The 26,520-nt window shown below is 60.0% G+C and carries 22 protein-coding genes; 16 read left to right on the forward strand and 6 right to left on the reverse strand.

The genetic code is table 11. From position 1 onward, the window contains the following. Positions 1-19 precede the first annotated feature (19 nt). Together TK42_RS12170 and TK42_RS12175 are read left to right on the forward strand one after the other, a co-directional pair. Positions 20-547 carry a sigma-70 family RNA polymerase sigma factor gene (locus tag TK42_RS12170; protein WP_103734303.1) on the forward strand — a complete coding sequence of 176 codons (528 nt, stop codon included), beginning with the start codon at positions 20-22 and terminating at the stop codon, positions 545-547. After that, complete coding sequence (locus TK42_RS12175) at positions 544-1,218, forward strand: anti-sigma factor domain-containing protein (RefSeq protein WP_078821477.1); 675 nt, start codon at positions 544-546, stop codon at positions 1,216-1,218. Before TK42_RS12170 ends, TK42_RS12175 begins: the two co-directional genes overlap by 4 nt. Here TK42_RS12175 and TK42_RS12180 read toward each other — a convergent pair whose 3' ends face one another. After that, complete coding sequence (locus TK42_RS12180) at positions 1,219-2,520, reverse strand: ATP-binding protein (protein ID WP_078821478.1); 1,302 nt, start codon at positions 2,518-2,520, stop codon at positions 1,219-1,221. Positions 2,521-2,523: 3 nt separating this feature from the next. Beyond that, positions 2,524-3,225: a response regulator transcription factor gene (locus TK42_RS12185; RefSeq protein WP_005788610.1), complete on the reverse strand. Its 702-nt coding sequence runs from the start codon at positions 3,223-3,225 to the stop codon at positions 2,524-2,526. Between the two features lie 227 nt (positions 3,226-3,452). Here TK42_RS12185 and TK42_RS12190 point away from each other — a divergent pair, with 227 nt between their 5' ends. The 6 genes from TK42_RS12190 (at position 3,453) to TK42_RS12215 (ending at position 10,759) form a co-directional block, all read left to right on the forward strand. Beyond that, entirely contained in the window at positions 3,453-4,595 is a 1,143-nt protein-coding gene (locus TK42_RS12190) for an efflux RND transporter periplasmic adaptor subunit (protein ID WP_103734304.1), read from the forward strand. 6 nt (positions 4,596-4,601) lie between these two features. Beyond that, positions 4,602-7,700, forward strand: a complete 3,099-nt coding sequence (locus TK42_RS12195; RefSeq protein ID WP_103734305.1) for an efflux RND transporter permease subunit — start codon at positions 4,602-4,604, stop codon at positions 7,698-7,700. Positions 7,701-7,838: 138 nt separating this feature from the next. Next, positions 7,839-8,480 carry a DUF1345 domain-containing protein gene (locus TK42_RS12200; RefSeq protein WP_032875813.1) on the forward strand — a complete coding sequence of 214 codons (642 nt, stop codon included), beginning with the start codon at positions 7,839-7,841 and terminating at the stop codon, positions 8,478-8,480. A 72-nt stretch (positions 8,481-8,552) separates the two neighbouring features. Then, on the forward strand, positions 8,553-9,392 hold the full coding sequence (locus TK42_RS12205; protein ID WP_103734306.1) for an AraC family transcriptional regulator: 840 nt from the start codon (positions 8,553-8,555) through the stop codon (positions 9,390-9,392). 54 nt (positions 9,393-9,446) lie between these two features. Continuing rightward, a complete protein-coding gene (locus TK42_RS12210; RefSeq protein ID WP_032875818.1) occupies positions 9,447-10,046 on the forward strand; it encodes a LysE family translocator in 600 nt (199 codons plus the stop codon). Positions 10,047-10,297: 251 nt separating this feature from the next. After that, positions 10,298-10,759 (forward strand): hypothetical protein, encoded by a 462-nt coding sequence (locus TK42_RS12215; RefSeq protein ID WP_103734307.1) that lies wholly within the window; start codon positions 10,298-10,300, stop codon positions 10,757-10,759. Between the two features lie 61 nt (positions 10,760-10,820). On the opposite strand, the gene TK42_RS12220 is transcribed toward TK42_RS12215, so the two are convergent. From TK42_RS12220 to TK42_RS12230, 3 genes are all read right to left on the reverse strand, one after another. After that, positions 10,821-13,088 carry an autotransporter outer membrane beta-barrel domain-containing protein gene (locus TK42_RS12220; protein WP_103734308.1) on the reverse strand — a complete coding sequence of 756 codons (2,268 nt, stop codon included), beginning with the start codon at positions 13,086-13,088 and terminating at the stop codon, positions 10,821-10,823. Positions 13,089-13,360: 272 nt separating this feature from the next. Next, the gene (locus TK42_RS12225) at positions 13,361-15,361 is read right to left on the reverse strand and encodes a hypothetical protein (RefSeq protein ID WP_103734309.1); all 2,001 of its coding nucleotides are present in this window, start codon (positions 15,359-15,361) and stop codon (positions 13,361-13,363) included. Positions 15,362-15,539: 178 nt separating this feature from the next. Continuing rightward, the gene (locus TK42_RS12230; protein ID WP_103734310.1) at positions 15,540-16,784 is read right to left on the reverse strand and encodes a hypothetical protein; all 1,245 of its coding nucleotides are present in this window, start codon (positions 16,782-16,784) and stop codon (positions 15,540-15,542) included. A 261-nt stretch (positions 16,785-17,045) separates the two neighbouring features. Between TK42_RS12230 and TK42_RS12235 the strand changes: the two genes are divergently transcribed. The 6 genes from TK42_RS12235 to TK42_RS12260 all read left to right on the forward strand — a co-directional run bounded on the left by TK42_RS12235 (position 17,046) and on the right by TK42_RS12260 (position 22,716). Then, positions 17,046-18,107, forward strand: a complete 1,062-nt coding sequence (locus TK42_RS12235) for a LacI family DNA-binding transcriptional regulator (RefSeq protein WP_078821486.1) — start codon at positions 17,046-17,048, stop codon at positions 18,105-18,107. Between the two features lie 86 nt (positions 18,108-18,193). Continuing rightward, positions 18,194-18,976 carry a sugar phosphate isomerase/epimerase gene (locus TK42_RS12240; protein ID WP_103734311.1) on the forward strand — a complete coding sequence of 261 codons (783 nt, stop codon included), beginning with the start codon at positions 18,194-18,196 and terminating at the stop codon, positions 18,974-18,976. Further along, positions 18,969-19,910 carry a sugar kinase gene (locus TK42_RS12245; protein ID WP_103734312.1) on the forward strand — a complete coding sequence of 314 codons (942 nt, stop codon included), beginning with the start codon at positions 18,969-18,971 and terminating at the stop codon, positions 19,908-19,910. Before TK42_RS12240 ends, TK42_RS12245 begins: the two co-directional genes overlap by 8 nt. 45 nt (positions 19,911-19,955) lie before the next feature. Then, positions 19,956-21,248: an MFS transporter gene (locus TK42_RS12250; protein ID WP_032875841.1), complete on the forward strand. Its 1,293-nt coding sequence runs from the start codon at positions 19,956-19,958 to the stop codon at positions 21,246-21,248. Then, complete coding sequence (locus TK42_RS12255; protein WP_032875844.1) at positions 21,245-22,225, forward strand: NAD(P)-dependent oxidoreductase; 981 nt, start codon at positions 21,245-21,247, stop codon at positions 22,223-22,225. Before TK42_RS12250 ends, TK42_RS12255 begins: the two co-directional genes overlap by 4 nt. 119 nt (positions 22,226-22,344) lie before the next feature. Next, positions 22,345-22,716 carry a hypothetical protein gene (locus TK42_RS12260; protein ID WP_078821490.1) on the forward strand — a complete coding sequence of 124 codons (372 nt, stop codon included), beginning with the start codon at positions 22,345-22,347 and terminating at the stop codon, positions 22,714-22,716. Between the two features lie 15 nt (positions 22,717-22,731). Here TK42_RS12260 and TK42_RS12265 read toward each other — a convergent pair whose 3' ends face one another. After that, positions 22,732-24,357: a methyl-accepting chemotaxis protein gene (locus TK42_RS12265; RefSeq protein ID WP_103734313.1), complete on the reverse strand. Its 1,626-nt coding sequence runs from the start codon at positions 24,355-24,357 to the stop codon at positions 22,732-22,734. A gap of 233 nt (positions 24,358-24,590) precedes the next feature. On the opposite strand from TK42_RS12265, the gene TK42_RS12270 reads away from it, so the two are divergent. After that, positions 24,591-26,021, forward strand: a complete 1,431-nt coding sequence (locus TK42_RS12270) for a nucleobase:cation symporter-2 family protein (RefSeq protein ID WP_103734314.1) — start codon at positions 24,591-24,593, stop codon at positions 26,019-26,021. 12 nt (positions 26,022-26,033) lie between these two features. Next, entirely contained in the window at positions 26,034-26,495 is a 462-nt protein-coding gene (locus tag TK42_RS12275) for an LEA type 2 family protein (protein ID WP_005788636.1), read from the forward strand. The last annotated feature ends 25 nt before the right edge of the window (positions 26,496-26,520 follow it).

Below are 26,520 nucleotides of genomic sequence, written 5' to 3' on the forward strand. Positions count from 1 at the left end.
GGACTCAGCCATTTTAAGGATGCCGTGTTTGTTTGATTATCAAGCCTGCCTGGCGGCATGTGCCCGTGGCGACCAACGCGCCTTGCGCCAACTCTATGCCGAGGACAGCAGCCGCTTGCTCGGCGTGGCGTTGCGCATTGTGCGTGACAAAGCCCTGGCCGAAGATGTCGTGCATGACGCGTTTATCAAGGTCTGGCGCGGCGCTGGCAGTTTCGACCCAAGCCGCGGTTCGGCACGGGGCTGGGTGTTCAGCATCACCCGGCACCTGGCGCTCAATGCCGTGCGCAATCACTACCGGGAAGTGGCATTGAGCGATGAACACGAGCAGCTCGCCGCCGCCAATGACAGCTTCGAATTCAGCGCCCGAGAAGGCCAGGTGTACAACTGCCTGGAACAACTCGACCCGACCCGTCGCACGTGCATTCTTCACGCCTATGTCGACGGTTATTCCCACAACGAAATCGCCCGGAAACTGGACACGCCCCTGGGCACCGTCAAAGCCTGGATCAAACGGAGCCTCGTCGCGCTGCGCGAGTGCATGGCATGAGCAACCCACTGGATGAACTCGCCAGCGAATACGTGCTGGGCACCCTGCCCGCCAACCAACGCGCCGAGGTCGAGCAACGCTTGAAACATGACAGCGAGCTGCGTGCGGCGGTGGATGCCTGGGAACAGCGTCTGCTCCCACTGACCGCCTTGGCCGAGCCCGTGCCGCCATCCGCACAGCTGTGGCGGCGCATTGAACACAGCACGGCAAACCAGGATGCCGGCGTGCCTTGGTGGAACCTGCTGTCGCTCTGGCGTGGATTGGCTGGCGCAGGTTTGGTGACCACACTGGTGTTGGCCGCACTGTTGCTGACCCGCCCGCCCGTAGCCGACTCGACGTTTGTGGTGGTGTTGGTTGCGCCACAGAGCCAGACACCCGGTTGGGTGATCCAGGCCAGCCATGACCAACAGATCCAACTGATTCCGCTAGGCGTAATGGAAGTACCGAACGACAAAGCCCTGCAGTTCTGGACCAAAGGCGATGGCTGGCAGGCTCCGGTGTCGTTGGGGCTGGTCAAGCCAGGGCAAACGCTCTCGGTACCGCTGGACAAGCTGCCGCCGCTTGCGCCCAACCAGCTGTTCGAGCTGACCCTGGAAGACCCGCGTGGCTCGCCGACCGGTAAACCGACCGGGCCGATCCAGGCCATCGGCCGCGCGGTCAAAGTGCTCTGATCAGCTTGCGCTGGGCAACCACACCCGAAACCGCGCGCCGCCCAGAGGCGAGGCCAGGGCTGTCAAGGTGCCGCCCTGGGCCTCCAGGGCACGTCGGCTGATCGCCAGGCCCAGGCCAAAGCCGCCGGTGGCACGGTCGCGGCTGCGGTCCAGGCGGTAGAACGGTTCGAAGATGCGCTCGCGCTGGTCCATCGGTATGCCGATGCCGTCGTCGTCCACCCAGATTTCGCAGCCGTTGGGACACACCTTGACCCCCACCTGAATGCGTTTGTCGCAATAGCGCGTCGCGTTGCGCAGCAGGTTCTGCAAGGCGCGGGCGGTAAGGCGCGGGTCGAGGCTGAAGCGCTCCACGGTGCAGTCGAGCGCCACGTCGATGACAATCTCGGGGTTTTCCAGCTCGTCGTCGACGCTGCCCAGCACGCTGTCGATAAACTCATCGAGCGCCACCTCGACCCGTTCGGGCAATTGCGCAGGATTTTGCAGGCGGCTGTAGGACAGCAATTCCAGCACCAGTTCATCCAGCTCGCGAATATGCGCCACCAGGCTTTGCAGACGCTCGCGACTGGCCTGGGGCAAGTCTTCGGAGAGCGCCAGCGCCAGGCCGAAATCCAGGCGGGTGAGCGGTGTGCGCAGTTCGTGGGAGACCGCATTGAGCAAATCGCGCTGCTGGTTCAGCAGGTGCTCGATATCGTCGGCCATGGTGTCGAACACCGTCGCCAGGCTGCCGATGCTGGAGCTGGGCGGAAGGCGCGTGCGCTCTCCGAGGTGGCCCTTGCCCAACAGCGCGGCGGTGCTTTTGAGGCGCTCCAGGTCACGCCAGTGCGGGCGCAGCCACACCAGCAGGCACGCCAGCAACGCCGCGCCGATCAGCACGTTCATCGACCAGTACAGCAGGTTCATGTCCAGCGGGTCCGGCGGAATGGTCAGCTTGACCGCGAACTGCTGGTTGATCGGCGAGCTGATTTCTTCCATCCAGCCCCACTCGCCCAGGCGGATCACCGACTTGCCTTGCTCCAGCAGTTGTTCTTCCTGCGGCGTATAGCGAGCGTCCTGGCGCAGCAACAGTTCAACCTTCAATGGCGCAAAATCGCGGCTCAACTGGTCGGTCACCTGGGACCAGTGCTCCACCGGTGCGCGCTGGTATTGCTTGACCATCAGCTTTTGCAGGCCACGGGACTGCTCGATGTTGTAGTCCATGTAGCGGTGTTCGAACAGTTGGATCACCAGCTTGGGAATCAGAAAGATGGCTGCGCTGTAGGTGACGATAGTGATCAGGTAGAGGCGTAGCAGCACACGGAACATGGTTCAGCATTCCCACTCGGAGCGGCTGAACAGATAACCCTTGCCCCACACGGTCTTGATCTTGCGCGCCTCGCCGGCGTGGTCGTCGAACTTGCGCCGCAACTTGGAAATGGCTACGTCCACCGAGCGATCGGTACCGTTGAACTCGATGCCGCGAAGGCGTTGCAGGATCTGGTCGCGGCTGAGCACTTCACCGGCGTGGCGCGCCAGTACCACCAGCAGGTTGTATTCGCCGCTGGACAGCTCCACCGCCTGCTCGCGCCAGGTAACGGTGCGTTCCGACAGGTCGATACACAGGTTGCCCATGATGATCCGGTCGTTGGCCACCTGGGGCTCGGACAGACTGCTACGGCGCAGCAGCGTGCGCACCCGGGCCAGCAGCACGCGCGGCTCGCAGGGTTTGGTCACATAATCGTCGGCCCCCATTTCCAGGCCCAGCACCTGGTCGTGGCTGTCGTCGCGGGCGGTCAGCATCAGGATCGGCAGGCCCGCCGAGTCGGCGCGCAGCAGGCGGCAGACTTGCAGGCCGTCGAGGCCCGGCAACATCAGGTCGAGGATCACCAGGTCCGGCGGGTTGAGACGCGCACGTTCGCGTACGTGGTCGCCACGGCTGAGCACACTGACGTGATAGCCATTGCGTTCCAGGTAGCTGGCGATCAGCTCGGAGAGTGCGGCGTCGTCTTCGACCAGAAGGATGTTGGGCATAGGGTGTTTCCAGAAAATACACTGATAAGTCGTACACAAATCCCATGTGGGAAGGGGCTTGCTCCCTCCCACATTTGATCTTCATTGTAAGCAAGGTTGTGCAAGGATATACGCCCCCGACGCCACGCGCGCCGTACCTTACACTTCTTCACACACGACCTACACAGCTTCACAGCACCACGGCGCAGGTGACTTTAGGATGCGCCAGTCAATATTGGGATAAGAGCATGTCGAAGAATCTATTTGCGCCGTTTTGCCTGTTGGCCCTCACACTGGCGCTGAGCGCGTGTGGTCAGTCTGCAGACGAGGCGCCGGAAATGCCCCTGGCCAAAGTGCGCATCGAAACCCTGCAGGCCAAGCCCCTGTCCATTACCAGCGAACTGAGCGGGCGTATCGCCGCGCCGCGCATTGCCGAAGTGCGTGCCCGAGTGGCCGGTGTGGTCATGCAGCGTGTGTTCAAGGAAGGTCACGATGTGAAACAGGGCGACGTGCTGTTCCGCATCGACCCGGCGCCCTTCAAGGCTGACCTGGACAGCGCCCAGGCCAACCTGAGCAAGGCCGAAGCCAATGCGTTCCAGGCCCGCCTGCAAGAGCAGCGCTACAGCCAGTTGGTTGAAGGCAACGCCATCAGCGGCCAGGAATACGACAACGCCCGCGCCGCCCTGCGCCAGACCAACGCAGAGGTTGCTGCGCAAAAGGCTGCCGTCGAGCGCGCCAGGCTGAACCTGGGCTATGCCACCGTGACCGCGCCGATTTCCGGGCGCATCGGCCGTGCCCTGGTGACCGAAGGCGCGCTGGTCGGCCAGAACGAAGCCACGCCGCTGGCGATCATCCAGCAACTGGACCCGATCCACGCCGACCTCACCCAGTCCACCCGCGAGTTGAACGACCTGCGCCGCGCCTTTCGTGCCGGCAGCCTGAAACAGGTCGGCCAGGACCAGGCCAAGGCCACCCTGATCCAGGACGACGGCAGCCTGTACCCGTTGCCGGGCAAACTGCTGTTCGCCGAGATCAGCGTTGACCCGGGCACCGGGCAGATCATTTTGCGCAGCGAGTTCCCCAACCCGGATCTGGACCTGTTGCCCGGCAGCTTTGTACGGGTGCGCCTGGAGCAGGCAGTGGACAAGCAAGGCATCAGCGTGCCGCAACGTGCCATCACCCGTGACAGCGCCGGCATCCCGATGGTGTTGCTGCTGGACGCCGAGCAGACCGTCAGCCAGCAGCCGGTGGAGTTGGGCGCGGTGATCGAGGATCGCTGGATCGTCAGCAGCGGCCTCAAGCCCGGCGACCGCATCATCGTCGAGGGCCTGCAACATGCACGCCCCGGTGAAAAAGTTGAAGTGGACGACAGCCCGCTCGTAAAGGAATAACCCGTCATGCCGCAGTTCTTTATTGACCGCCCGATTTTCGCCTGGGTGGTGGCCCTGTTTATCCTGCTGGCCGGCTTCCTGGCCATCCCGCAGTTACCGGTGGCCCAGTACCCCAACGTCGCGCCACCGCAAGTGGAAATCTACGCGGTGTACCCAGGCGCCTCGGCCCAGACCCTGGATGAAAGCGTGGTCAGCCTGATCGAGCAAGAGCTCAACGGCGCTGATCACCTGCTGTATTTCGAATCCCAGAGCAGCCTGGGTTCGGCCACCATTACCGCGACTTTCCAGCCGGGCACCAATCCGGAAATGGCCCAGGTGGATGTGCAGAACCGCCTCAAGGTCGTCGAGCCGCGCCTGCCCCAGGCCGTGACCCAGCAAGGCTTGCAGGTGGAAAAGGTCTCCGCCGGCTTCCTGCTGCTGGTGACCCTGACCTCCAACGACGGCAAGCTCGACGACGTTGCGCTCAGCGACTACCTGGCGCGCAACGTGATGAACGAACTCAAGCGCCTGGACGGCGTCGGCAAGGCCCAGCTGTATGGCGCCGAGCGGGCGATGCGTATCTGGATCGACCCGCAGAAGCTGATCGGTTTCAACCTCACGCCAGCGGACGTCAACGCTGCAATCAGTGCGCAGAACGCCCAGGTCTCGGCAGGCAGCATTGGTGACTTGCCGGGCACCAACACCCAGGAAATCACTGCGGCGATCCTGGTCAAGGGGCAATTGTCGACCCCGGCGGAGTTCGCCGACATTGTCCTCAAGGCCAACCCCGACGGCTCCACCGTGCGCATCGGCGATGTGGCGCGCGTGGAAGTCGGCAGCCAGGAATACCAGTTCTCAACCCGTCTGAACGGCAAGCCCTCCACCGCCGTCAGCGTGCAGCTGTCGCCGGGCGCCAACGCGCTGAGCACCGCGACCCTGGTGCGGGCGAAGATGGACGAACTGTCGCGCTACTTCCCGGCCAATGTGGAATACAAGATCCCCTACGACACCTCGCCGTTCGTCAAGGTCTCGATCACCAAGGTGGTCTACACCTTGCTTGAGGCCATGGCGCTGGTGTTTGCGGTGATGTTCCTGTTCCTGCAGAACGTGCGCTACACCCTGATCCCCACGCTGGTAGTGCCAATTGCGTTGATGGGCACTTTTGCCACCATGCTGTTGCTGGGCTTCTCGATCAACGTGCTGACCATGTTCGGCATGGTATTGGCCATCGGCATCCTGGTGGACGATGCCATTGTGGTGGTGGAAAACGTCGAACGCATCATGGCCACCGAGGGCTTGTCACCCAAGGACGCGACGAAAAAAGCCATGGGCCAGATCACCGGCGCCATCATCGGTATTACCCTGGTGCTGGTGGCGGTGTTCTTGCCGATGGCGTTCATGCCCGGTTCTGTGGGGGTGATCTACCAGCAGTTCTCGCTGTCGATGGCCACCTCGATCCTGTTCTCGGCGTTCCTGGCCCTGACCTTGACGCCGGCCCTGTGCGCCACCTTGCTCAAGCCGATTGCCAAGGGCGAGCACCATGCCAAGGGTGGTTTCTTCGGCTGGTTCAACAAGCGCTTTGACCAACTCACCAATCGCTATGAAGGTTGGGTGGCCTATGCCCTCAAGCGCAGCGGCCGCTTCCTGCTGATCTACCTGGTATTGCTGGTCGGCATGGGGCTGTTGTGCAGCCGCCTGCCCTCCTCGTTCCTGCCGGTGGAAGATCAGGGCTACACCATCACCGATATCCAGCTGCCGCCAGGTGCCAGCAAGAACCGTACGGTGCAGGTGGCCGAGCAGATCGAGGCGCATAACGCCGAGGAGCCGGGGGTGGGTGACACCACCATGATCATGGGCTTCAGTTTCTCCGGCTCCGGACAGAACGCGGCGCTGGCATTTACCACGCTCAAGGACTGGTCGGAGCGCGGCAGTGATGATTCGGCAGCGTCGATTGCCGACCGCGCCAACATGGCCTTTGGCGACCTCAAGGATGCGATTGCCTACGCGATTCTGCCACCGCCGGTGGACGGCCTCGGCACCTCCAGCGGGTTCGAGTTCCGCTTGCAGGACCGTGGCGGCGTCGGCCATGCCGGGTTGATGGCCGCGCGTACCGAACTCCTGGACGCTGCGGCGAAAAGCCCGATTCTTGCCAACGTGCGTGAAAGCGCCCTGGCCGAAGCACCGCAAGTGCAGCTGGAAGTCGACCGCAAGCAGGCCAACGCCCTGGGCGTGTCGTTTGCCGACGTCGGCAATGTGCTCTCCTCGGCGATCGGTTCTGCGTATGTCAATGACTTCCCCAATCAGGGCCGTATGCAGCGGGTGGTGGTGCAGGCCGAAGGCGACCAGCGCAGCCAGGTGGCCGATCTGATGAAGATCAACGTGCGCAACAACGCAGGCAAGATGGTGCCGCTGTCGGCCTTTGTCGAAGCCAAGTGGACCCAGGGCCCGACGCAGTTGACCCGCTATAACGGCTACCCAGCCATCGCCATCAGCGGTGAAGCGGCGCCGGGGCACAGCACCGGCGAGGCCATGGAAGAAATCCAGCGCCTGGTCAGCCAGTTGCCCGCCGGGCTGGGCCAGGAATGGACCGGGTTGTCCTTGCAGGAGCGCTTGTCCGGCTCCCAGGCACCGTTGCTGTTGGGCCTGTCATTGCTGATCGTGTTCCTGTGCCTGGCCGCGCTGTATGAAAGCTGGTCGATCCCGACCTCGGTGTTGCTGGTGGTGCCGCTGGGCGTACTGGGAGCGGTGCTGGCGGTGTCCTTGCGCGGGATGCCCAACGACGTGTTCTTCAAGGTCGGCCTGATCACCATCATCGGCCTGTCGGCGAAAAACGCGATCCTGATCATCGAGTTCGCCAAGGACTTGTATGACCAGGGCGAGGACTTGATCGAAGCCACCTTGAAGGCTGCGCGGTTGCGACTGCGACCGATCATCATGACCTCGCTGGCGTTTATCCTCGGCGTGGTGCCGCTGGCAATTGCCACCGGAGCCAGTTCGGCCAGCCAGCAGGCGATTGGTACCGGTGTGATTGGCGGGATGATCACGGCGACCTTGGCGGTGGTGTTTGTGCCGGTGTTCTTTGTGGTGGTGATGAAGCTGGTGCGCAAACGACACAACAAAGATTAATCCAATGTGGGAGGGAGCTTGCTCCCGATGGCGGCGTTTCAGTCAGCCTATTTGGCACTGATACACTGCCATCGGGAGCAAGCCCCCTCCCACAGGATCAGGTACAGTCTGCTCAACTATCGCCAGCTGTGACCAACCATGCCCTTCCTCGCCCGCACCCACCCTCGCCTCTCGTCCGCCGCCGTACTGGGCCTTGCCGTGGGCATTCTGGTACCGGCTGACACCCTTGCCAGCAAAATCCTGATCGGCTGGAACGCCGGGGTCTGGACCTACCTGATACTGATGCTGTGGTTGACCATTCGCGCCAAGGCCGAAGACGTCAAGCGCATCGCCGAAATCGAAGACGAGAACGCCGGCCTGGTGCTGTTCATGGTGTGCATTGCCGCCATCGCCAGCCTGGCGACCATCACCTTCGAACTGGTGGGCAGCAAGGACCTGGCTGCTTCCGAGCGCCTGCTGCACTACGGTTTTACCGGGCTGACGGTGATCGGCTCGTGGCTATTGATCGGGGTGATTTTCAGCGTGCACTACGCCAGGCTCTATTACACTTGGCCAGGCAAGGAGCCCGCCCTACGTTTTGCCGAAGGCTTGCTCACGCCCAACTATTGGGACTTCCTGTACTTTTCCTTCACCATCGGCGTAGCGGTACAAACCTCGGATGTGGGCGTCGCCACCCGTGGCCTGCGCAAGGTGGTGCTGGGGCAGTCGTTGATCGGTTTTTTGTTCAACACTGCTATTCTGGGCTTTTCGATCAACATCGCCGCCGGGTTGTTTGGCTAGACTGCACAAACCTTCTAGACGCCCACCCCGGTGTTGCCGCTAATAGCCCTTCACTTTCCGCCTCGGTGTTGTATGCCTGCGCACAATTGGATCGACTTGTCCCAGGACGCCGACACCGGTATCGAGACCCTGCGCGCGCATTTCGAAGGCCATGCGTATGACCCCCATTGGCACGACAGCTACCTGGTGGGCGTCACCGAACAAGGCGTGCAGCAATTCAACTGCCGGCGCATGCGCCATGACAGCGTGCCGGGGCAGGTATTCCTGCTTGAGCCTGGGGAACTCCACGACGGCAATGCCCCGACGGTCGACGGCTTCACTTACCGCATGCTCTACCTTGACCCGCAGTGGCTGGAACGGGAAATCGCCAGTGTCTTCGAGGAAGCACCCGCCCATCATCAGTTGAGTTTCGCCCGCACCTTGGCCAGCGATCCACGCCTGGCCCTGGCCACCAGTCAGGCGTTTGAGAGTTTGCACCACGGCGAACTGCGGATCGTGCGGCAGAGCGCGCTGGACTACTTGCTGGAACGCCTCACCGGCCAGCTCTATTGGCGCATGCGCTACCGCGATGACCCACGTTTGCCGCAGGTGGCGCACAAGGCCCGGGAATACCTGCACGCCCATCTGCATCAGGACGTCGACATGGATGAACTCGGGCTGGCCTGCGGCGTCGACCGCTTTCGCCTGAGCCGCGCGTTCAAGAGCGCCTTCGGCCTGCCGCCCCACGCGTATCTGGTGCAACTGCGCCTGGCCCGTGCCCGGTATCTATTGGCCAAGGGCGATCAACCGGCAGACGTGGCGATGGCCCTGGGTTTCGCCGATCAAAGTCATTTGGGCCGCTGGTTCATGCGGGCTTATGGGCTGACACCGGCCGCGTACCGCAAACGCTGCACAAATCTTCCAGACCGGTAACGCCCGGGCTTGTGAAGATGGGCGCTCTAAATGAGCTCGCCGGAGTCCCCCGTCATGCTGTCCACGTTCGTGCCTTTCATGCTGTTCGCCTTTGTCGCCTCCATCACCCCCGGCCCGACCAATATCCTGGTGCTGAGCAACAGCGCCCGTTACGGCTTCAAGGCTGCATTGCCCATTATTCTGGGGGCTGGTGTGGGGGCGTCGGGGATTGTGCTGCTGGTGGGTTCCGGTGTGGGCCAGTCGCTGGCGCAGATGCCCAGAGTGCAAACGGCGATGCAGTGGGTCGGCATGGCCTGGCTAAGTTACCTGGCCTGGCAGATCTTCAGCGCACCGCCACATGTCATAGGGGAGCAATCTGCGCACAGGCGACTCGGCCTGTTCGGCTCAGCGTGCTTGCAGCTGATAAACCCCAAGACCTGGATGATGGCACTCGCTGTGGTCAGCGTATTTGCCGGCAACGGTGCAGAGCAGCAAAAACGGATACTGTCTTTGTCACTGATATTTTTTTTGATATCGCTGCCTTGCCTCAGCGCCTGGGCAGTCTTGGGGGCAGGCTCTAATCGATGGCTGGCGTCCCCCCATGCGCAGCGACGTTTCAATCAATGCATGGCGTTGTTGCTCATGAGTTCAACCTGGATAAGTACGATCATGTGAGATTCTTCGGTAGGGGATCTAAACAGAGTTAAATTTCCAGACTGTCATTCTTAACAGTAGACACGCCCGTCAAGAAGCATCTAATACATCGTACGCCCAAGCAAGCCGGGCGCCAGAGAGCCACACGCAGCAAGATTTGTATACTGTTAGTTTTGACAGTTTACGGCGTCGATGCACTGCTGTTACATGAACAAGGCAGAGCCCCACCGACCTCTGTTACTCGCACAATCATCAGCGATGGAGAAGCGATCATGACCGTACTAGCGCAACCGTTAACCTTGGCGCAACAAAAGGCATTACGTCCCAAACAAATTACTGCGACTGGCCTCTTCGAGGCGAAGGTCGATTTATCCCCCATCGAATTTCAAACCACCACCGTGGTGCACGACTTCGAACAAGCTGTCTATAGAATCAATGGCCGACACGCCGATAACTCAGTGACCATAAAAGAAATATTCATTCAGATACCCGATAACGTTCGGGTAGGCCAGGAGATCGACCTCGCAAAACAAGAGTTCACGAATGTTAAGGTCTGGTATTCAGTAAAGTTACCCCAGGATCATTATACAGTGAGCGCCATTGAGGGTACTTTGATCATTCGGGGACTCGCGGCCGGCGTCATTAAAATCAGAGGTACGCTGCATGCTACAACCGATCATGATGTTAACGGGCATGCGCACGTCCTGGACGTCGACTTCGACCTGACCAGTTGATGTTATTCGCAAAAAAAAGCGCCCGCATCTTTCGATACGGGCGTTGTTGTGTGTTACGTCTTTACCAGGTGTAACGCACCCCTACGTTAGCGCCCCAAGGCTGTTCAACCCGGCCGCCGCTGCTGTGGTCAAGGTCGGCATGCAGCTGCAGGTTCTGCGAGAGCTTCACCGCCATACCCGCCCCGAATTCGGCGCGAGAACCAGAGAGGTCGTTGTTGAACACATTGTTGTTCACCGAGACCTTATTGTTGTTGGCAAACTCATGCACCATCGCTGCGCGCAGATAAGGCTGCACGACACTGCCGGAGTCGAGCTGTATATCCCGCCCGACGGTCGCGCCGGCCTTGGCCATGATCGACCGCGTACGCTCACCCTTGGCTTCCAAGCCATTATCCAGGCTGTAATTGGCACCCTGGATCACCACCGTAGACATTTGCGCGTAAGGTTCGATAAAGAACCCGTCGTCCAGCTTGATGTTACGACCGAACTCAGCCGACAGGCCGCCACCGGTATTGTTGTACTTGCCCTTGGATGAGGTGCCGTCACTCAGGCCCACCTTGGACTCATTCTGGAAGCGGTTAACCTTGGCCACCGCATCGAAATACAGGCCGCTCTCCTCGTCCAGCCAGGTCGCATACGCACCCAGGTAGTAACTCTTCACGTTCCCCGAGGTACCGCGCTTGAGGTTCAGGTCAGAGGTGCTGTGACCGGCCATTACGCCCACCAGCCACTGACTGTCGGCCAAGGGTGTGTCTGCACCGAGGGTAAAGCCCCGCTGGTTCTGGCTGTAGCCAATCCCGGTGCTGTCGGACACTTCGTACTTGTTGCCATAACCGCGTATCCACACGCCCGCCTGTCCAGGCTCGAAACGCAGCTCGCCCATACGCGAACGCAGGGATGTCGCCTCGCCGTACCACACGGTCGGTGCGGTGTTGAACAGCGCCAATACCGAGCGGGTACCGGGGCTGATCACACGGTTGTTCGGGTCGAGGAACCAGTCGGTACCTTCCTTTTTCAGGCCATAGGAATAAGCGCCGACATCGACTACATCGCCCACCAGGGAAAACTGTGCATCACCGCCGCCGGTGTGAACGACGCGGATATCTTGCGGGTTGGTCGGTTCCGCACCGCTGGCTGCGAGCAACAGCTTGTGGTCGCCTTTGGCCTCGCCCTCGACGTTCAAGAAGTCCGTAATGCCACGGGCGAAATCGGTCCCCATGACGAAGGTGCCATTACCCTCAAGGCTGTCTACGTCCAACTGGTAGAACGCATCGGTATCACCGAACTTCACCGTACCGCCGGCGAGGCTCAAGGCGCCCACTTGGCTGTCGCCTGTCAACGCCCAATAAGACTGATCACCGACAGCTAGACTGGTGACATTCTGCAGTTGGCCCGTCAGCCCGGCACGGTTTTGCAAGCTCAAATGCGCCGTGCTGCCGTCCTCGACGATAACGTTGCCACGTAGGTCGCTGTTATCGACATTCATGCTCGCCACGGCGCCGCCGTTGACCTCCAGCAATGAGCCGTTACCGCCGATCAAGGTCGAGCCGTTGCGTATATCGATCTCAACGGCCATGGCCTCGCCGGGAAAACCATTGACGGCAATGGCGGCACCGCTGCGGCCTTCGACGCTGGAGTTATCCAATACCAACTTGCCCGTATTCGCGCTGTTGAGGTCATTGGTGAACACCACGCCGTTCTTGCCACCGATAATCCTGCTTTTTTGGCTGGCAGTTGCCGTTGCACCATCGAGCGACACGCCAAAACTATCGACGCCGGTACCTTCGACCAACGTGTGGTCGTTAAAGTGCAGCTCGCTGTTGCCAGTCGCCACTGCGCCACCGATGTGACCACGGATGGTGCTATTGAATACTTCGGCTACCCCGCCCTTGTCAGAGTCGTGACTCTGGAACGCTTGCAGACCCATGGTGGTATGGCTGGTGATGTTGCTGCCGTTAATAAGCGCATCGCTGTCATCCAGACGCACCGCACCAAACACTGCGTGGCTTGAATCAACGGTGGCGCCGTCGAGGCTCACTAAAGAGCCTTGGGTGGCTCGGATGTCATTGATGCGGCTGCCCGCATTGACAATCAGTGCCGAATCGTTGACCAGGATATGTTGGGCACGAGCACCATTGACGGTCAGTTCAGATCTGAAATCCAGCTGCCAGTCATTATTGAGTTCGTTGCTTTCAATGGTTTTTGACTCACCAATCAGGTGGTCTGCCTGAGCGGTGGAATGCACAGCCGCAAACATCAAAAAAGTAATAGTTGGAACCTTCATCATCTTGCTCAAAGGTTTGAGCTCGAATTCAGTTAACAGTCGCATGTGAGTTCATCCTCTGGGTGGAGCCTTCGAAACGGTTTGGCTCGTTCCCTCGGAATGAAGCCTTACCGGTGCGGCGCAGAGGTTACGCAGCGAACATACCCATGGCTGTAGGATTTATCTTAGATGGATGTAGCGATTGATATTTTAGAGTGTTGGAAAAACATACTTAACAAAGAAGCTGAAGGTCTTTCCGACAAGGAGCAATACATAACTGTCAGACACACAAAAGGGAAGCCGTGCTTCCCTTTTGTATTTAACGTTTTTCATTGAGTTCAAGGTCTTACGATAGTTACCCCATCACAGTATGTCTCAGGGTTGGAAAATACCGTGTACACCTCAGCCAATTCACTGTTACCGGTAGCCCCAGTGTTGACGATCGTTGAGTAGGTCACCTCGCAAGGGCCAAGCACGGACTGGGTCAGGAATGGACGATAAGGGATTTCAACGACAAATCCATTGTCCTTATCCCCTTGGCTCAATGATGGGTGGGTAAAGGTCTGCGTGAATGGACCCGGTGGAAAGCCAAAGGCTTCACTGAAGATCGTAACGGTTACCGTCACGCTATTACCTACCTCCAACCTCGGATCGCCTGGAATGAAGAGCTCGGCGTAAAGCGTCGGTGGTGCTCCGGGCGCGCGGGTTCGCAGCGATTGGCAACTCCACTCGTCGTTGGCGTCAAGGTGTAAGAACTCAGCAGGCGGCAGTACGACCCTCACTGCATCGATCACGTCGACCATGGTAACGCCCGACGGGTTTTCATTCGTGGTGCCGGGGCCAATGACCACATAGCTGACGGGCTGCAGCTCATTGCCGTGGCGGGCAACGACCTCCCAAGGAATGGTGAACGTCGCGTCAGCTCCGGGCACTGTCGTGCTGAGCGGGAAAGGCCCTACTCGCTCTTTCGTAGCCCCCCACAACAGGACAAACTCGTTATTCGCATGGGGCAGCGCTGCAATGGTCCAGAGCGGGATCACAATGGTGACGGGTTGATTCGCATCGCCAATGCGCAGGGTGTTCAGCTCCGGAGTGGGCCCCCCGCCGAACACCTGCGCCAGGTTCAGCGCTGGGTTTACATCGCCGGGTTCAAGAGTGCCTGGAAGAACAGGCCCCTCCACCGACAGGTCAAGCCGCACCGTTTTATCAGGAGAAGGGAAAAACACGCCATTTCGTTCGATACGGTAGCGCAGGGTCACCGTCTGCGGCCCCAGCGTTGCGGTATATGCGTCTTTAATCGCATCATTCATATTGCTGAAGACCACCGGAAAATCAACCAGCTCAGCGGTTTGCGGCCCAAAGGGCTGTGCTTCCCATTGCATCTCGAACTTGTCCAGGCCAGTGGCGTGGTCAGGATAATCTTCAACGTGGGCTTCAATCCCCTGACGATAATCCTGAATATCGAGAAGATCATCCGTGCTGCCGGCACGTGGTGCCGGCGCCAAGGGCAGGAACGGCTCCAAAGGCTGCGGATCGTCCAACAACGAGACTGTTCGAAAATCATTGAACGAGGGACGGCTGACGTTACCTGCCCGGTCAGTGATGGTGTAGAAAATATAATATAGCCCGCTCAGGACAATCAGGTTCCTGGGCAGGAAAAAAGTGCTTACATCAGGGGATGGCAACATAGGCACACCTGAGCCACTCACCAGATACTCGGGGCGCGGGTCCATCACCGGGCTGAAGTACACGTTAATCATATCCCCCGCTTCGAATCGCCCAGTCTGTGGACCAAAGTCATTCGGGGGGATCTCAATCTCCACGCCGCCTTGATCGATCAGGAAGGCATCGTTAATGACCGTGCCCGGCGGCACATTTGCGAAGACTGGAACAAGCGGCTGCTCGCGTGAAGTCGCTACGGCATAGGGTGCAATGGTATCAACCCGAAAAGCACCCGGGTTGGAGGAGTCAAGGGAGGGGCCTGGTATGCCGGCCTGATTACGGTATTGAGTATTCCTGAGCTCGTAGTAGCCATGTCGATACTCAGGTACCGGCGCGGGAATAAACCTGCTGATTATCGGAGGAACGGGCGTCTGGTTGATTTGATAAGGCGCCACCAAGGTGGTCCAGGTAGGCGGGCTCACAGTGATATCCCGGATTTCAACGCCCATCCAGTCCGTGCCCCTTGATGCTGTCCCGGTCCGTAACTGGACGTTAATGCCAACAGGGGCAACCATCGCCGGGATAAGGCCAGTCGCATCATCCAACGCCTCGTCAATCGTGGGTGCATTGAGAACCAAAGGCGCTGGCGTCGTAGTCGAACCACGTTTTCTACTCATTTCAGTCTCTCCTTGCTGCTTTAGAATAGGCACCGCGCGCACTGGCGGGCCGCAAACGCTCGTTCAGTCACTTGAGTTACGGCCAGGAGACTGAAACCGGGACACACTCTCTTCAGCCGAATGATTCTTCGACCAACTACATTCAGTTCAAAATGTTCTACTAAACCCGCACCCTGGCTCAGGGCTCGGGACCATTGCCGCCTTCCCAGCAGTAAACCGGGTTGGGCGGTAGTGGCGATGTAGGCACCACGCGGTCGAACTGCACATACCTGGAAGCTGAACGACCAATGGGCGTTCGATTCCTGGTCACAAGGTAATGAGCCTCTCCACCGGCATTCATTTTCAATGGCCGGATCACACGCTCGACATCACGAATCCAGAAGTTGTAGCCGGATGCATCCGCCACTGCATCCCAGTAATGCTCAAGGGTTTCCACAACATTTGGATCTGGGTCGACGTCCGGATACTGGCCATACCCCTGAAACCTCAGCGTGATCAAATCCCCGTGCTGGATGTTCGGGTCTGCCGGGATTGCCACCTCGACTCCGTACCAGATTGGCGGTTGGGTGCTGCAGGTCAAATACCGGTTTGGGTGAAGCAAAGCCTGAGGAAATTCAGGCCGAGTGAACTGGATGGGTGGAAGATCGGTTGCCAACCCGACCCGCGCCAACAATGAAAAGGTCGGGTTCACATTACCGGCGCGATCCTCCAAACGATAAAAACAGAAAAGCCATAGCGCGCCAGGGTAGGCGCGGAACACGTCATTAGGCACCTCCACAAAAATGCGGCCGCTATCACTGGTCAGCGGTGGCGAAACCCAAGTGGGTAGGCCGGTTGGCAGCATATTCATATCCGAAAAGTACATCAGCACCTTGTCCCCGACTTCACGTCCGAGATAGCTCTCGGGGATCTCCATGCGCACCATGGGATTTGCATCCAGATAGGGTTGGGTGATCGGATCGATCGGGAAGATGGCAGGCGCCAGTAACGAGCCGACGCCTGGAGCGTCGCGGTCGATTCTGATCGTCACGGGCGACGAGGTATCGACACTCGGGCTATCTGGCCGGGTGTTATGAATCCGGTAGCGCAGGTCAACGATGGCACTGCTCAGCAGGAACGCCTGAGGAATCGTCATGGGCAGAGGGAAGTCGGCATCCGTCAGTGGGCCACGCAGCTCAAAGGGCGGGGTATCAACGGACCTGGCACCTCGGACATGCCATTCGAAAATCACGTACTGAAACCTTCCGGGGCCGGGCAAAACCGCCCAAGGTGTCTCAAGCAAGATGCGTAGATCAGTGAAATTGAATCGAGCGGGTAATAATCCATCTGGTAATACGTCGACGACTGTTGGCGCCTCAAGCACAAGGATGCCTCCTGAGCCCGTAGGCCCATTGGCACTCTGGCCAGTAGTGGAAGTAGTCATTTAAACCTCCCGTCATTCAAGCATTTTCTAAACCGCCCCCTGCTCTCAGCATGCCAATACCAGAGGTTCTGTTGGCGCCATTGAACACCTCCTCTGGCCCAGCCGATACTGTCAAAACTCACAGGTAGGACCACCGCTCGTCGGATCTCCCCGCTGACCAGTGGCTTCACACGACCAAGATTCTCTTGACGAAGACGATGGGCTAGTGTTTTCTGAAACCGGTTTCATCCCGTTACTCATTCCAATAAGAAAGGCTTTGCCGTGACTCCATTTTCCGCCGCCCAGCGCAGCCGCGTGACCATGCTCGACGTCGCCGAGCGAGCGCGCGTGTCCAAGGCCAGCGTGTCGCGCTTTATCGGCGATGACCGCGCCCTGCTCTCCGATGCCATCGCCCTGCGTATCGAACACGCCATCGCAGAACTCGGCTACCGCCCCAACCAGATGGCCCGTGGCCTCAAGCGTGGGCGCACGCGCCTGATCGGCATGCTGGTGGCTGATATCCGCAACCCCTACTCCATCGCGGTGATGCACGGCGTCGAAACCGCCTGCCGCCAGCACGGCTACAGCCTGGTGGTGTGCAACACCGACCGCGATGACGAGCAGGAGCGCCAGCACTTGGCGGCGCTGCGCTCGTACAACATCGAAGGGCTGATTGTGAACACCCTGGGCCATCACCTCGACCAATTGCTGGAACTGCAACGGGAAATGCCCCTGGTGTTAGTGGACCGCAAGGTCGAGCCGTTGCACAGTGACTTGGTGGGCCTGGACAACCCGGCGGCGGTGCGTATTGCGGTAGAGCATCTTGAGCAACAGGGTTATCGCGACGTGCTGCTGGTGAGCGAGGCCACCGATGGCACCAGTTCACGTTTGGAGCGTTTGGAGAGTTTCAACACCGAGATTGCCAAACGCCCGGCTTTGACAGGTGCCGTGGTTGAACTGGATGGCGAACTGGAAAAGCGTCTGCAAGCCTTTCTCGCCAAATCCGGCCCCAAGGCACTGTTCTGCGCCAACGGCGTGGCAGCACTGGCCTGCACCCGTGTACTCAAGGCCCTGGGCTGCGACCTGTTCGGCGAGGTGGGCTTGATCGCCCTGGATGACCTGGACTGGTACCCGCTGGTGGGTAATGGGATTACCGCCCTCGCCCAACCGACGCAAGCGATTGGCGCCAGCGCTTTTGACTGTTTGCTCAAGCGCCTGCGCGGCGATACCGCCCCCACGCGCACCCTGGATTTTTTACCGGAGCTGATTATCCGCGGCTCTACCCAATCCCCTGTGGGAGCGGGCTTGCCCGCGAAAGCGATAGGTCAGCCACTTCCAAGCTGACTGACACACCGCTTTCGCGGGCAAGCCCGCTCCCACATTTTTTGTTCTGCGCATGAAAATGAAACCGGTTTCAGAGGTAAACAACAATGCATAAATACCCCGTCTCCATCAGCCTTTCCAGCTACGGCGCCGACCTGGTTCGCCAGCAGGGTCAATTGAGTTTTGTCGCGCTGCTCAGCGCCGCCGGTGCCCAGCGCATTGAATGGCGTGAAGAACTGCTCACCACCGAGCAACCGGCCGAGCTGGCCCTGGCCGCTGCAGAACAAGGCCTGGAATCAGTATTTTCTTCGCCCTTGGAGCTGTGGGTCGCCGGCCGTGCCCAGCCCAATGCCGAGCTGGCCTCCACCCTGGACCGTGCCCAGGCCTTTGGCTCGGGATGGCTGAAGGTCTCGCTCGGTTACTTCACCGATACCAACGATCTGGAAAGCCTGCACGCCCTGCTCAATCGCCACCCGGTCAAGCTGCTGGTGGAAAACGACCAGACCCTGCACGGTGGGCGCATTGAACCCATGCAACGGTTTTTCACCGAAGTCGAACGCCTGGGCCTTCCGGTGAAAATGACCTTCGATATCGGTAACTGGCAGTGGCAAGACCAGTCCGCGCTCACTGCTGCGCGGTTGCTGGGCCGGCATGTGGATTACCTGCACTGCAAGGCCGTGGCCCGTCGCGCCGACGGCAAGCTCGTGGCCTTGCCGCCGGGCGCCACCGACCTGCATCTGTGGGAACAACTGCTCAAACACATGACTCAAGGTATTACGCGGGCGGTGGAATTTCCGTTGCAGGGCGATGACCTGGTCGAGGTCACTGCACAACAGGTCGCCACCCTCGCCTGCCTTGGCCAACCCCGCGTGGAGAACGCCCATGTCTGAGATCGATATCCTGTCGTTTGGTGAAACCATGGCGATGTTTGTCGCCGAGCAGACCGGCGATCTGGGCCAGGTCGCGCAGTTTCACAAACGCATTGCCGGCGCCGACAGCAATGTCGCCATCGGCTTGTCGCGCCTGGGGTTCAACGTGGCATGGCTGAGCCGAGTAGGTGACGACTCCCTCGGGCGCTTTGTGGTCGACACGCTGGGCAAGGAAGGCATTGATTGCCGCCATGTGGCCGTCGACCCGTTGCATCCCACCGGGTTTCAGCTCAAGTCGCGCGAAGAGGCCGGCGCTGATCCCCAGGTCGAGTACTTTCGCAAAGGCTCGGCGGCCAGCCATTTGTCCATCGCCGATATCAGCCCTGCGTTGTTGCAAGCCCGCCATCTGCACGCTACCGGGATTCCACCGGCATTGTCCGATGCCACCCGTGAACTCTCCTTCGAACTGATGACGCAGATGCGCAACGCCGGGCGCAGCGTGTCGTTCGACCCGAACCTGCGTCCCTCGCTCTGGGCCAGCCAGGCGCAGATGATCCGCGAAATCAACGCCTTGGCCGCTCTTGCCGACTGGATTTTGCCGGGCCTGGGTGAAGGCCGCCTGCTCACCGGTTTCGAGGATCCTGCGGATATCGCTGCGTTCTACCTCGACCAGGGCGCCGAAGCCGTGGCGATCAAACTCGGCCCCGAAGGCGCCTATTACCGCACCCACATGGACCAGGGCTTTATCGCCGCAGTCAAGGTGGAAAAAGTCGTGGACACCGTCGGCGCCGGCGATGGTTTTGCCGTGGGCATGATCAGTGCCCTGCTGGAAAACTCAAGCTTCCCCGAGGCCGTCCAGCGCGCTAACTGGATCGGCAGCCGCGCCGTGCAGAGCCGTGGCGATATGGAGGGTTTGCCGACCCGCGCCGAATTACCCACTCGATCCGTTGCGTAACCCATTACCTGTTGCCACAACTACAACAAGCTCAGGAGCAACCCCATGGAAACCGTGAAACTCGCCACCCGTCGTTGGTGGTACATCATGCCTATCGTGTTTATCACCTACAGCCTGGCCTACCTGGACCGAGCCAACTACGGCTTTGCCGCCGCCTCCGGGATGGCCGAAGACCTGATGATCACGCCCGGCATGTCTTCGCTGCTCGGTGCGCTGTTTTTCCTCGGCTACTTTTTCTTCCAGGTACCGGGAGCAATCTATGCGCAAAAGCGCAGCGTCAAAAAACTGATCTTCGTCAGCCTGATCCTCTGGGGCGGCCTGGCGACGCTGACCGGCGTGGTGTCCAACGCCTATATGCTGATCGCCATCCGCTTCATGCTCGGGGTGGTCGAAGCCGCGGTGATGCCAGCCATGCTGGTGTACCTGTGCCATTGGTTCACCCGTGCCGAACGCTCGCGGGCCAATACCTTCCTGATCCTCGGCAACCCGGTGACCATGCTGTGGATGTCGGTGGTCTCGGGCTACCTGGTGCAGCACTTCAGCTGGCGCTGGATGTTTATCATCGAGGGCCTGCCGGCCGTACTGTGGGCGTTCATCTGGTGGAAGCTGGCGGATGAAAAACCCGCCGACGCCAAGTGGCTGAGTGAACAGCACAAAAAAGACCTGGAAACCGCCCTCGCCGCCGAACAGGTGGGTATCAAGGCGGTGAAGAATTACGCCGAGGCGTTCCGTTCGCCCAAGGTGATCATCCTCGCCCTGCAATTCTTCTGCTGGAGCATCGGCGTGTATGGCTTTGTGCTGTGGCTGCCGTCGATCCTCAAGGCCGGCTTGCAGATGGACATGGTCGAAGCCGGCTGGCTCTCGGCGCTGCCGTACCTGGCGGCGGTGATCGGGATGCTGGTGGTGTCCTGGGGCTCGGACAAACTGCAAAAGCGTAAGCGCTTTGTGTGGCCACCATTGCTGATTGCGTCCATCGCCTTCTACGCGTCCTACGTGTTGGGTGCCGAACATTTCTGGTGGTCCTACACCCTGCTGGTGATCGCCGGTGCATGCATGTATGCACCCTACGGCCCGTTCTTTGCCATTGTCCCGGAAATCCTCCCAGCCAACGTCGCCGGTGGCGCCATGGCGCTGATCAACAGCATGGGCGCGCTGGGCTCGTTCGGTGGCTCGTACCTGGTGGGTTACCTCAACAGCAGCACCGGCTCGCCTGGCGCTTCGTACCTGTTGATGAGCGGCGCGTTGCTGCTGTCGGTGGTGCTGACGATTTTCCTCAAGCCCGGCGCGAGTGACCGCTCGCCGGTGCCAACCCTGGAGTTGAAGGTAAAAACCTCATGAAAAAGTCCGTTGTGTTGTACAAGAAACTGTCCGCGCCGCTGATGGCCCGCCTGCATGAGCAGGCCGAGGTCACGCTGATCGATGCACTGGATGAGGCCGGCCTGGCCAAACTGCGCGATGCGCTGCCCAGCGCCCATGGTCTGTTGGGTGCAAGCCTGCGCCTGGATGCCCGGTTGCTCGACCTGGCACCCAAGCTGGAAGCCGTGGCCAGCGTCTCGGTCGGGGTCGACAACTACGACATCGACTACCTGACCCAACGCGGCATTCTGCTCAGCAACACCCCGGATGTGCTCACCGAAACCACCGCCGACACCGGCTTTGCGCTGATCCTGGCGACCGCCCGGCGTGTGGTCGAGTTGGCCGACATGGTGCGTGCCGGCCAGTGGAACAAGAACATCGGCCCGGCGCATTTTGGCAGCGATGTGCATGGCAAGACGTTGGGTATCATCGGCATGGGCCGCATCGGCGAAGCCTTGGCCCAGCGTGGGCATTTTGGCTTCGGCATGCCGGTGATCTACCACAGCCATTCGCCAAAGCCTGCGGTGGAGGCGCGCTTTGGCGCGCAGTACCGAAGCCTCCAGGACTTGCTCAAAGAGGCGGATTTTGTCTGCCTGACCCTGCCGTTGACCGCCGAAACCGAGAAGCTGATCGGCGCCGAAGAGTTCGCACTGATGGGGCCGGAGACGATCTTTATCAATATCTCCCGCGGCAAGGTGGTGGACGAGGCTGCGCTGGTCGAAGCGTTGCAGCAACGCACCATCCGGGCGGCTGGGTTGGATGTGTTCGAGAAGGAACCGCTCAGCCACGACTCGCCGTTGCTGCGCTTGAACAACGTGGTAGCGACGCCGCATATCGGCTCGGCGACTCATGAGACGCGCGAGGCGATGGCCAAGTGTGCGGTGGATAATCTGCTGCAGGCGTTATCAGGCGAGCGGCCACAGAATCTGGTCAATCCACATGTGTGGAAGCGTTCTTAACACGCCAAAACTGCGGTGCCTAGCTGTGAACCTTGACAGTATCCCTGTGCTCAGAAAAGCGCTGGAATGACTTTGCGCCCCAACTGAGGCAGGGGCACTAACTCAAGGAGAGTAATGTCATGACGCCTGAAAACAGCACAGGTCCGGTTCCCGTCAAACCTGAGTTACCGGCGGAGGTCGCCAATGGCGTTACCCCCGCCTACCTGCAAGCCAACGGCGACACACTACTGGTGACAGTTCCCGTTTATCCCACGCAAGTCGTAGGAAGCAAGATAGGAATGCGGATCGGGGGGCCTGACGAAGAACCCATCGTTCCTTACGTTATTACCAGCACAACCACCGCAGCAATTGTCCCGATCACTGGCGATGTGCTACGTACCTTTCCAGACGGTGTTCACCTGATCTATTACACCATCACCAACACCTCCGGCCAAGTAAGCCCTAACTCCAAAGGCGCATTCCTGCGCCTGGCCTTGAAGACAACCACATGAGAACACGCTGAGCGGTTAGATAACGAACCTGGCCACCATCCCATTCAAATCCACCGCCAACCTCGACAGCTCATGGCTGGCCGCGCTGGTCTGGTTGGCGCCCGCCGCTGACTGGGTAGCCAGGTCGCGGATGTTGACGAGGTTGCGGTCTACTTCGCGGGAGACCTGGGCCTGTTCTTCCGAGGCGCTGGCAATCACCAGGTTGCGTTCGTTGATCAGGCTGATGGACTGGGTGATCTGCTCCAGGGCCACGCCGGCAGCACGGGCCATTTCCAGGGTGGCCTGGCTGCGTTGGTTGCTTTGCTGCATGGACTGCACCGCTTCACCGGTGCCATTTTGGATGCCAGCGACCATCTTCTCGATTTCCTGGGTCGATTGCGCGGTGCGATGGGCCAGGGCCCGCACTTCGTCGGCAACCACCGCAAAGCCGCGCCCGGCTTCGCCGGCACGGGCGGCTTCAATCGCGGCGTTAAGCGCCAACAGGTTGGTCTGCTCGGCAATCGCACGGATCACGTCGAGGACCTTGCCGATATCCCGTCCTTGAGTCGCCAGGCCTTCGATCATCACGGCGGTGTTTTGCACATCCTGGGTCATGGTCTGGATCGCGCCGACAGTATCCATCACCCGGTCGCGGCCTTCGCGCGCCACGTGGTTGGACTGCCCGGAGGCCTCGGAGGTGGAGACAGCATTACGCGCCACTTCCTCTACCGCTGCGGTCATCTCGTTGACCGCCGTGGCGGCTTGATCGATTTCATTGTTCTGTTGCTGCAGGCCACGAGAGGCTTCCTCGGTCACCGCACTCAGCTCTTCTGCCGCCGAAGCCAGCTGCGTGGCCGAGCCGGCGATATGCTGGATGGTCTGGCGCAGGTTGGCCTGCATGCTCGACAAGGCACTGAGCAAGCGCGCAGGTTCATCCTTGCCATCGTCCGCGAAGGTTTTGCTGAGGTTGCCGGCGGCGATGGTCTCGGCAACTTCCACGGCTTTGCGCAATGGCGTAACGATGCTGCGGGTCAGCAGCCAAGCCAACAGCACCGTGAGCAATGCGGCCACCACCGACACTGCCACCACACCGGTGATTGCGCCCTCATAACTTTGCCCAGCCGCCGCGTCGGCGGTTTTAGCATCGGCGGCATTGAGGGCGATCAGCTTGTTCAACTGCTCGCCCATCTGGTCGGTGCCGTCCTTGATGCGGCTGTTGATCAGCGCGCGCATTTCATCGACCTTGCCTTGCTTGGACAACACCAGCATGTCGGCCTGGGCCTTCAAGTAATTATCCAGCGTCACGCTGAAGGTCTTGTACATCACCGCCTCTTGCTCGCCCATCGATAGCTGGGCGTAATGGGCCTGGGCGGCCTTGACCTTATCGGTCAGCACGCCGATGCGGGTTTCGGCTTCCTGCAGGGCAGCCGGTTCGCGGTTGACCAACACCCGGAACGACAGGATGCGCATGCGCAGTACGTTTTCAGTGATGTTGCCCAGGGACGTCACGCTGGGCAGCTGGGTTGCGCTCATGTCCACGGAAGACTGCCGGATCTGCGTCATGCGGTTGACCGCAAACACCCCCAGGATGACCACTAACACTGCAATGAAGGCGAAACCGAGAAACGCTCGAGGCGCAATATTCAGGTGACGAAGGGACATAGGGCTGCTCTCAGAAGTAGTGTTTGCGAACGTCCCTGTCGCGAAACGATCTGTCAGCGTCAACGCGCCGGCCAGACCTTGGTCACCACTGTTGTCGTTGTAATGTGGGCCTATATTCACTATCGGCCGGGACAGTTTTTTTGCGCAGGGTCTTTATTAATATTTTTTTACACTTCTGACGACTGACGGTTTCTGGCATTCTTCGCCTCCATTTTCCGACCCGAGCCATCATTTTGTCTGACGCTCAAGCCCCTCGCCCGCGCTATAAATCCGACCTGATCTACGGCCTGGAAGACCGCCCGCACTTCACCGCCGCGATATTTGCCGCCCTGCAGCACGTCTTGGCCAGCTTCGTCGGCATCATCACCCCGACCCTGATTGTCGGCGGCGTGTTGGGCCTCGAAAGCGAAGTGCCCTACCTGGTGAGCATGGCGTTGTTCGTCTCGGGGCTCGGCACCTTTGTGCAGGCACGCACGTTCGGGCCAGTGGGTTCGGGCCTGTTGTGCCTGCAAGGCACCAGCTTTTCGTTTATCAGCGTGATTCTCAGTGCGGGCTTTATGGTTAAGGCCCGGGGCGGCGGCACCGATGAAATCCTGTCGACGATCTTTGGCATCTGCTTTTTCGCCGCGTTTATCGAAGTAGTGCTGAGCCAGTTCATCGGCAAACTGCGCAAGCTGATCACCCCGGTTGTGACTGGCACCATCATTACCTTGATGGGCCTGTCACTGATCAAGGTGGCGGTCACCGACATGGCCGGCGGCTATGGCGCTGGCGACCTGGGCGCCGCCAGCAATATGGGCCTGGCGGCGCTGGTGCTGCTGACCATCGTGGTGCTCAACCGTTTCAACAACCCGTTCCTGCGCCTGGGTTCGATCGTGATCGGCCTGACGTTGGGCTTTGTGGTGGCGTGGTGGCTGGGCCGCGTCGACATGGCCGCCCTGCCCCAGGTGCCGTTGATCAGCGTGCCGGTGCCGTTCAAGTACGGCTTCTCGTTTGACTGGGTGGCATTTATCCCGGTGGCGGTGATCTTCCTGATTTCGCCTCTGGAAGCGGCTGGAGACCTGACAGCCAATTCGATGATCTCCCAGCAACCGGTCAAGGGCCCGCTGTATATCAAGCGCATCAAATCCGGCCTGCTGGCCGATGGCCTCAACTCGGCGATGGCCGCTACCTTCAACAGCCTGCCGATGGTGACGTTCGCCCAGAACAACGGCGTGATCCAGCTGACCGGCGTGGCCAGCCGCTACGTGGCGTACTTTATCGCCGGGCTGCTGGTGCTGCTGGGGTTGTTCCCGATGATCGGCGCGGTGCTGCAACTGATGCCCAAACCAGTACTTGGCGGCGCGACCCTGATCATGTTCGGCACCGTAGCCGTGGCCGGGATCAAGATCCTCGCCGAAGCCGGCCTGCACCGGCGCAATGTGCTGATCGTGGCGATTTCCCTGGGGATGGGCCTGGGCGTCGCCGCAGTGCCGGAAGTGCTGCGCGATTTGCCCAAGGCGCTGCACAACATCTTCGAATCGCCGATCACTGTGGGTGCGTTCTGTGCAATCCTGCTGAACATTTTCCTGCCCGAAGAGTTCATAGAGCTGGAAGAAGATGAATTCGATCCGGAGTCCTCTACCCTCAAGGTCATGCAGGACCCGGACGTCACGAAACAGTAGGAGCACTTTTATATGCGCAAGCTCATGGTTCTTTCGTTGTTGTTGCTGAGCTTGAGCGCCTGCGCGCTGTTCCCCAATCGCGACCCGGTGAATATCAACGTGGTGGGCATCGAGCCCCTGCAAAGCCAGGATCTGGAAGTGCGCTTTGCCGTGAAGCTGCGGGTGCAGAACCCCAATGAAACGGCAATCGACTACAACGGCGTGGCGCTGGATCTGGAAGTCAATGGCCGGCCGTTGGCGTCCGGGGTAAGTGACCAGGCCGGCAGCATCCCACGTTTTTCAGAGACGGTGCTGATGGTCCCCGTGAGTGTTTCGGCGTTCTCGGTGTTGCGCCAGACCCTGGGCCTGAGCCAGACCCAAAGCCTGAATAACCTGCCGTATGTGCTGCGCGGCAAACTGGCGGGCGGATTGTTCGGCACCATGCGCTTTGTAGAGCGTGGCACTCTGGATTTGCCCAATACCGCCACCTGGTGATGCGCGAGTGATCTGATCCAAATCT

Origin of the sequence: Pseudomonas sp. GZJR-8 (genome assembly GCF_002916705.1) — a bacterium.
Taxonomy (GTDB): Bacteria; Pseudomonadota; Gammaproteobacteria; order Pseudomonadales; family Pseudomonadaceae; genus Aquipseudomonas; species Aquipseudomonas synxantha_A.

Excerpts from the sequence above, each read along its gene's own strand:
- TK42_RS12190 (WP_103734304.1), top strand. The coding sequence starts at position 3,453 with ATGTCGAAGAATCTATTTGCGCCGTTTTGCCTGTTGGCCCTCACACTG.
- TK42_RS12215 (WP_103734307.1), top strand. The coding sequence starts at position 10,298 with ATGACCGTACTAGCGCAACCGTTAACCTTGGCGCAACAAAAGGCATTA.
- TK42_RS12220 (WP_103734308.1), bottom strand. The coding sequence starts at position 13,088 with ATGCGACTGTTAACTGAATTCGAGCTCAAACCTTTGAGCAAGATGATG.
- TK42_RS12275 (WP_005788636.1), top strand. The coding sequence starts at position 26,034 with ATGCGCAAGCTCATGGTTCTTTCGTTGTTGTTGCTGAGCTTGAGCGCC.
- TK42_RS12260 (WP_078821490.1), top strand. The coding sequence starts at position 22,345 with ATGACGCCTGAAAACAGCACAGGTCCGGTTCCCGTCAAACCTGAGTTA.
- TK42_RS12180 (WP_078821478.1), bottom strand. The coding sequence starts at position 2,520 with ATGTTCCGTGTGCTGCTACGCCTCTACCTGATCACTATCGTCACCTAC.
- TK42_RS12175 (WP_078821477.1), top strand. The coding sequence starts at position 544 with ATGAGCAACCCACTGGATGAACTCGCCAGCGAATACGTGCTGGGCACC.
- TK42_RS12210 (WP_032875818.1), top strand. The coding sequence starts at position 9,447 with ATGCTGTCCACGTTCGTGCCTTTCATGCTGTTCGCCTTTGTCGCCTCC.
- TK42_RS12170 (WP_103734303.1), top strand. The coding sequence starts at position 20 with ATGCCGTGTTTGTTTGATTATCAAGCCTGCCTGGCGGCATGTGCCCGT.
- TK42_RS12250 (WP_032875841.1), top strand. The coding sequence starts at position 19,956 with ATGGAAACCGTGAAACTCGCCACCCGTCGTTGGTGGTACATCATGCCT.
- TK42_RS12195 (WP_103734305.1), top strand. The coding sequence starts at position 4,602 with ATGCCGCAGTTCTTTATTGACCGCCCGATTTTCGCCTGGGTGGTGGCC.
- TK42_RS12255 (WP_032875844.1), top strand. The coding sequence starts at position 21,245 with ATGAAAAAGTCCGTTGTGTTGTACAAGAAACTGTCCGCGCCGCTGATG.
- TK42_RS12230 (WP_103734310.1), bottom strand. The coding sequence starts at position 16,784 with ATGACTACTTCCACTACTGGCCAGAGTGCCAATGGGCCTACGGGCTCA.
- TK42_RS12205 (WP_103734306.1), top strand. The coding sequence starts at position 8,553 with ATGCCTGCGCACAATTGGATCGACTTGTCCCAGGACGCCGACACCGGT.
- TK42_RS12200 (WP_032875813.1), top strand. The coding sequence starts at position 7,839 with ATGCCCTTCCTCGCCCGCACCCACCCTCGCCTCTCGTCCGCCGCCGTA.
- TK42_RS12225 (WP_103734309.1), bottom strand. The coding sequence starts at position 15,361 with ATGAGTAGAAAACGTGGTTCGACTACGACGCCAGCGCCTTTGGTTCTC.
- TK42_RS12265 (WP_103734313.1), bottom strand. The coding sequence starts at position 24,357 with ATGTCCCTTCGTCACCTGAATATTGCGCCTCGAGCGTTTCTCGGTTTC.
- TK42_RS12240 (WP_103734311.1), top strand. The coding sequence starts at position 18,194 with ATGCATAAATACCCCGTCTCCATCAGCCTTTCCAGCTACGGCGCCGAC.
- TK42_RS12245 (WP_103734312.1), top strand. The coding sequence starts at position 18,969 with ATGTCTGAGATCGATATCCTGTCGTTTGGTGAAACCATGGCGATGTTT.
- TK42_RS12185 (WP_005788610.1), bottom strand. The coding sequence starts at position 3,225 with ATGCCCAACATCCTTCTGGTCGAAGACGACGCCGCACTCTCCGAGCTG.